This is a genomic window from bacterium, assembly GCA_026398675.1.
Lineage (GTDB): Bacteria > RBG-13-66-14 > RBG-13-66-14 > RBG-13-66-14 > RBG-13-66-14 > RBG-13-66-14.
The window spans coordinates 1-6,160 of record JAPLSK010000357.1 but is presented as its reverse complement, the minus strand read 5'-3'; the positions used below and the strand labels follow the sequence as shown (position 1 = coordinate 6,160).

The 6,160-nt window shown below is 63.0% G+C and carries 4 protein-coding genes; 2 read left to right on the top strand and 2 right to left on the bottom strand.

What is annotated here, in order from left to right; translation table 11 throughout:
* Both NTW26_10845 and NTW26_10840 read left to right on the top strand, forming a co-directional pair.
* Positions 1-293, top strand: a 293-nt coding sequence (locus tag NTW26_10845) for an MFS transporter (protein MCX7022748.1), incomplete at its 5' end; no start/stop codon positions are given.
* A 14-nt stretch (positions 294-307) separates the two neighbouring features.
* Positions 308-1,051: a methyltransferase domain-containing protein gene (locus NTW26_10840; protein MCX7022747.1), complete on the top strand. Its 744-nt coding sequence runs from the start codon at positions 308-310 to the stop codon at positions 1,049-1,051.
* A gap of 225 nt (positions 1,052-1,276) precedes the next feature.
* Here the strand turns inward: NTW26_10840 and NTW26_10835 are convergent, their stop codons facing one another.
* On the bottom strand, positions 1,277-4,030 hold the full coding sequence (locus NTW26_10835) for a S8 family serine peptidase (GenBank protein ID MCX7022746.1): 2,754 nt from the start codon (positions 4,028-4,030) through the stop codon (positions 1,277-1,279).
* A gap of 248 nt (positions 4,031-4,278) precedes the next feature.
* Positions 4,279-5,580: a chromosomal replication initiator protein DnaA gene (gene dnaA, locus NTW26_10830; GenBank protein MCX7022745.1), complete on the bottom strand. Its 1,302-nt coding sequence runs from the start codon at positions 5,578-5,580 to the stop codon at positions 4,279-4,281.
* Positions 5,581-6,160 lie beyond the last annotated feature (580 nt).

Below are 6,160 nucleotides of genomic sequence, written 5' to 3'. Positions count from 1 at the left end.
CGGCGTTCGTGGGCTTCAACTTCGGGGCGGCCATGGTGCTCTACGCCACCCAGACCTCGGACGTATACCGACCGGAGAATTTCGGTCGCATCTATGCCAGGGTCTCGTTGGCCTACGGACTGTCCGGCACCATTGGACCCTTCGTCGGTGGGCTGGTCTACGATCTTTCTGGAAATTACTGGGCGGCCGTGGTCATCGCCGCCGCTGTCGCCCTGTCCGGCGCCCTGTTCTACTCCGCCATGGGTAGACGTATCCACCGGCATGCGCCCCTCCCTGAACCGACGCCGGACTGACGGAGGTTTATCCGATGACTGTCGAGTGGTGGGAGACCTTTTTCGATGACGTCTGGCTCGAGGGGGGCTTCGGTTCCGCGGGCGGAGAGGCACCGGTGGAAGAGATAGACTACCTCTGGCGACAGTTGAATCTGCGCCCCGGGTCGCGGCTGGCCGACGTCTGCTGCGGCATAGGCCGGCACTCGATTCCCCTGGCGCGCCGGGGGGTGGAGGTCGCCGGGGTGGACTTCTGCGCCGATTACCTCGAACGGGCTGAAATTGGTGCCGCGGGCCTGCCGGCGGTCTTCGTCCGCGCCGACATGCGCGAGACGGGCCTCGGGACAGGCGCCTTCGACGCGCTCATCAACATGTGGACCAGCTTCGGCTACTTCGCCGACGAGGGCGAGGACGAGCGGGCCCTGGCCGAGTGGTCACGGCTGTTGCGGTCCGGCGGCCGCCTGGTCATGTCCCTGGTCAACCGGGACGGCCTCATGCGCAATTTCCAGCGGGGCCGGGGCGACGCCGACCGCGAGTGGCTGCTCCTGGAGGACTCCGAGCCGGACTACCTCACCGGCCGCTTGACCAGCCGTTGGCTCTGGGTCTCACCCGCCGGGGAGCGCCACGCGCGGGAGATAAACCACCGTATCTACGCCGTCCACGAGCTGGTCCGGATGGGCGCGCGACACGACCTCGAAATAGTGGCCGCCCACGGCAGCCTTCTCGGCGAGCCCGCCGGTCGCGAGCACGTCCACATGTACCTGACTTTCGCCAAGTCCTGACGGGTGGGGAGTTTTTTTGCGAATGCGGAGGATTTAACCGAAGGCCCGTGAGATACCGGTAAGAGTGGGCTGAGTGCGATGGGTCTGGTCGGGCGCCGGAGGTTGCCCCTTTGTCCGGACGTGGTACCGCCCCATATTCGAGAACCGGCGGTTGATCCCTCCATTTTTTTGACATGAAAAAGGTGGCCGCGGTGGCCACCTTTTGTTTCGGTCCTGGGTCGTGCGTTACCGGGCGATGATGAACCTCTGGGTAAGCACGCCCTCCTGAGCCTCCAGGCGGATGATGTACACGCCCGCGCTGGCGCCGTCGGCGTCCCAGGCCAGGGTGTGCCGGCCCGCGGCCAGATCGCCGCTATGAAGGGTTGAGACGCGGCGCCCGGCCAGATCGAAGACGGCCAGGGTCACGTCCTGTGACTCGGGCAGGGTGAAAGCGAAGTTGACCCTGTCGGAGGTCGGATTCGGGAAGGGACTGTCCAGCGTCAGGACCATGTCGGTGGAGGGATGGTAGGACACCTCGGCGGGACCGTAGGGGACGGTCGTTCCGTCGGGTTTTACACCCTCGATGTAGTAGTTGTAGTCGCCCTCTTCAGGCCGGTCGAGCCAGGCCCCGATGGTGCCGCCCCGCAGCGATTCGGCGTTGAGGCGGAGCCTGGAGTGGCTGTCGCCCTCCGCGGCGCGGTAGATGTTGAAGCCGGCGAAGCCGGAGTCCGCGGTCCAGGTCAGCATGACCCCGTCGTTGGTTAGTTTGGTTTCGATGGCGACCCAGGAGGCGCTCTCTTCGGGCACGCTCACCTGGATGTCGTCCACGTACCAGCCCTCGTAGGCGTCGGCGGCGTCGGAGACGAACCGGAAACGGATCTGAACCGCCTTGCCGGCGTAGGCGGTCAGATCGATCACCTCAGGTATCCATGTGGACTGAACCCATTCGTAAATACCGATCTGGGTCCAACCGTAGCCTTCGTTGATATCAACGTAGCCGATGTCTTTCTGGTACTGCATCTCATACCAGGTCCAGAAGCGCAGCTCAGGCGCGGCCGGGTCTACGTATACCGGGGGCGAGTAGAGGGAGGCGTTCATGTCGTTGGAGTAGACGTCGCTGCCGACGCCACCGCACTTCCAGGAATGGGTGGGCGTGTGCGAGCGGTATTCATCTACGTGCCACTGATCGTTGTCGCCGAAGTGGGTCCAGTAACCCTCCCCGCCCTCCACGTCGTCGTTTATCATATCGGTCGGCGAGAAGAGTGTGAACAAGAGGTCCTGGGAGTCGAAGCCCTGGGATTGCACCGCCAAGGTGAACTCGAAGGACTCGGGGGGTTCCGCCCAGGAGCCCACGTTGAAGCCGAAGGTTGACGAAGCGGTGCCGCCTGCGGGGACGGTGCCGAAGTCACCGATGCCGTCGGTGATGGTGATGTTGGTGCTGGAGCAGGTGAGGGTGCCCGTGGTGCTCGTTCCGGAGGCATCGCCGATGTTCTCGATGGTGATCTCGATTTCCACGGCCTCGCCGGGCTCGATCAGGCCGTCGGAGTCGGAATCCGAGGTGATGGTCACACTGTTGAGATCGAACTCGGGCTCCTCCGGGGGCGGTTCACCCAGGGACTCCACCGCGGCCAGGGCATCCACGCGCCCAGAGCCGTAGTCGTTGTCTTTGCCGGGGGTGCCCAGGTCGAGGGCGGTGTCCTCCAGAACCTGCTTGAGTTCCGCGGGAGTCAACGAGGGGTCGGCGTCCAGAAGGAGGGCGCAGACGCCGGCGACGTGGGGGGTCGCCATGGAGGTGCCGTTCCACCCATCCTGATACGCGGTGTCCGAAGAGACGTAGCAGCTTTTGATGTTGACGCCGGGGGCGGATACGTCGGGCTTGATGCAGTCTTCAGCGCCCCACTCGTCGGTGGGCCCGCGGCTGGAGAAACCGGCGATGATGTCGCTGGAGTCGGTGGCGCCCACGCAGATGACCTCGGGCACGTTGCCCGGGGTGCGCAGCGTCATGGGGCTGGGGCCCTCGTTGCCGGCGGCTATGACCAGGGCCGTGCCGGCGGCGATGGTGTTCTGGGCGTTGGTGCGCCAGGTGGGCTTATCCGGATTCCAGGAGTCCAGCCAGCCCAGGGAGTTGGAAACGACGTCCGCGCCGAAACCTACGGCACCCTGCCAGGAGGCCCACACGGAAAGCTCGCCCTGGTGGTTGCCGTACATGTACAGGCGGTGGGCGCCATAGTTGAAGTCGGGCGCCACGCCGGCCTGGGTGCCGGCGGTGCCGTCGGAGCCCACGCTGCCCGCGCAGTGCGTGCCGTGCTCCTCACCGGATATGAAGTAGGGGTCGGAGTCGGAGTCCGCGTAATCGTAGCTGATGGAGGGGTCGTAGTGGCTGTAGAGGTCTTGGTGCGTGTAGCGTTGACCCGTGTCGCCGATTATCACTGATACGCCCGCGCCGGTGTAGCCCAGGTCCCAGACGCCGGGAGCGTTGATCTTATCCACGCCCCAGGCGATTTCGCGGCCGTTCGAGTAAACGGTGATCGGGTCGGCGCTTTCCCCGGCCTTGAATCCGAGGCCGATCCACTGGCCGTCACCGTCGGCGCCGCGGGTGATGCGGACGACCTCGGGCCGTTGGGCGACTTCACGGATCGCATCCGGGGTCAGCTCGGCGAAGACGAAATTGGAGATCCAAAAGGGTCGGTATCCGCCGACCGTGCCGTTTGTCTGGTTGGTGGCGAGCCATCGCAGCAGGCCTTCCTGCTCGGTCGCGGCCACGCTCTGGAGCCAGTTGACGACGGCCGCCCGGGCATCGTCCTTCGTGCGACCGAGCCAGAGCTGGGCCGTCGTCGCCCGGTCGAGTTGGGTCCGCAGGGTGATGTAGCAGGGCAGGAGCGCGTCGTCGGCGCTTTTGGCCATGTAACCTTGGAGGTAATCGGTGAGCTTGGCCTGGGGTTCCACGGCCAAGGCGGTGAAGGCAAGGGTTATAGCCAATAATACCAATATCTTCCGCATAAATCCCCCATTTGTATGGGTTGTGTTTTTGTGAAGGTCTGCCCGGGTAAAACTCACAACCGTCACAGGCTAACCTAGCGGAAAAAATCCAACTTGTCAAATTTATCTTCGGGCGCGAAAGGGCTGAGGCTTAGGCTTTTGCCGATATATCACCCCTAGGCGTCGGGATGCCGCAATTTGTTATAGCAAGAAGCGTGCGAAAAGGGGTGTGTGCCCCCCTTTTTTATATTAATCCAGCAGCGGAGGGACTATTCGCCGCCGGCGGTGGCGATGCGTTCCAGCTTGCTGACCAGGATGGCCATATCGGGGTCGTTTTCCACCACGTCGCGGATTTTATTGTAGCTGTGGATGACGGTGGAGTGGTCGCGCCCGCCGAACTGGAGCCCGATTTCGTGGAGCTTCGCGTCGGTCAGGTTTCGCGCGAGGTACATGGCCAACTGGCGCGGGAATACGACGGAGGCGTTGCGCGATTTGGATAGAAGCTCACCCAGCGCGACCTCGAAGTGGTTGCAGACCAACCGCTGAATCATCCCTATGGAAACCCGGGGGGCCTCGCGGCCGAGGATGTTGGAGAGGATCTCGCGGGCCATCTTGGCGGAAATCGGCTGCTCGCTGATGGCGCTGAAGGCCGAGAGGCGCAGAATCGCACCCTCGATGGTGCGGATGTTCGACCGCACGCGCTGGGCGATGAGGTCAACCACCTCGTCGGGGAGGCGGATGCCCTCGTTCTCGGCCTTGGCCTGGATGATGGCGATGCGGGTTTCGATGTCCGGCGGCTGGATGTCTATCACCAGACCCCATTCGAACCGGGTGACCAGCCGCTCGTCGAGCTTGATTTCCGCCGGCGGGCGGTCCGAGGTGAAGACGATCTGTTTCGAGTTGTTGTAGAGGGTGTTGAAGGTGTGGAAGAGCTCCTCCAGCGTCGCCTCTTTCCCGGCCAGGAACTGGAGGTCGTCAATGAGCAGGATGTCCAGGTTGCGGTACTTGGCCCGCAGGTCCGAGGAGTGGTCGTAGCGGATGGCCTCGATGAATTCGTTGGTGAACTCCTCGCTGGTGACGTAGGCGGTGCGCAGCTCCCTGGGTGACAGGAAGGATTCGTGGCCGATGGCGTGGAGGAGGTGTGTCTTGCCCAACCCCACGCCGGCGTAGATGAAGAGGGGGTTGTAAATCTGACCGGGCCGTTCGACGACGGCCTGAGCGGCGGCGTAGGCGGTGGAGTTGCCGCGCCCGACCACGAAGCTCTCAAAGGTGTACTTGGGGTTGTACGGGTTACGGGGCGAGGTCTGCGGCTTTCCCCCTCCGTTGTTCCGGGCCACCAGAACCACCTCGAAGGCGTGACCGCTGACGCTTGCAAGCTCCCCCCGTATCTGCTCGAGGTAGGTCGAGCCCAGCCAGTCCACGTAGCGCTGGTTGGGCACCTCAAGGGTTACGAGGTCCTCAGTCAGGGACCGGGGTTTGATGAGGGAGATGTAGGATTTGTAGTGGTACGGATCTATTCGGGGTTTCAGGTTTCCGCTGACCTGAGCCCAAAGCTCTTTAAGCCGGTCCATGATCCCTAGTCCGTCAGTCGTTTGTTTGTTGACGCCGATTGGGAAACGGGTTTATTGAGAGGGGGATTTCGCGTCTATTCACCGCGTCGCGCCGACTTGTCCACAAAAACCGCGGGTTGTATTTTTTGGTAACTCGTGGCCTTATACGGGCCGTGTGCGGAGGCGGGGGAAGTTGTCAACTAACAGGTGCTCGTTATCCACAAGTTGTTAACACAAGACGTAACAGCGATTTATGTTAGCACAGCCGAAAAAGCACCTCAAGGGGGGGGAGTGGGGTTTTTTACCTCGTCGGGGGCGTAAGGGCATGGATTACAACGAGGAAAAAATTTTTCGTGAATTTCATCACCCGAGAACGGACCCGGAGTGGGGGAATCCGAAATTTCGGGACCGGCATACGACGCCGCCTTTACTCACTCCGCCACCCGTCGTATAATCCGCCCATGCTCGAATTCTGGCGCTTCCTCTACGACCTCTTCTTCGCCCCGGCCGTTCGCCTCGCCGCCCCGTTCATCGCCCTCGTCAACGCCGACGTGCGTTCCGGCCTAGTCGCGCGCCGTGGGTGGCGCGCCGGGCTGACGGA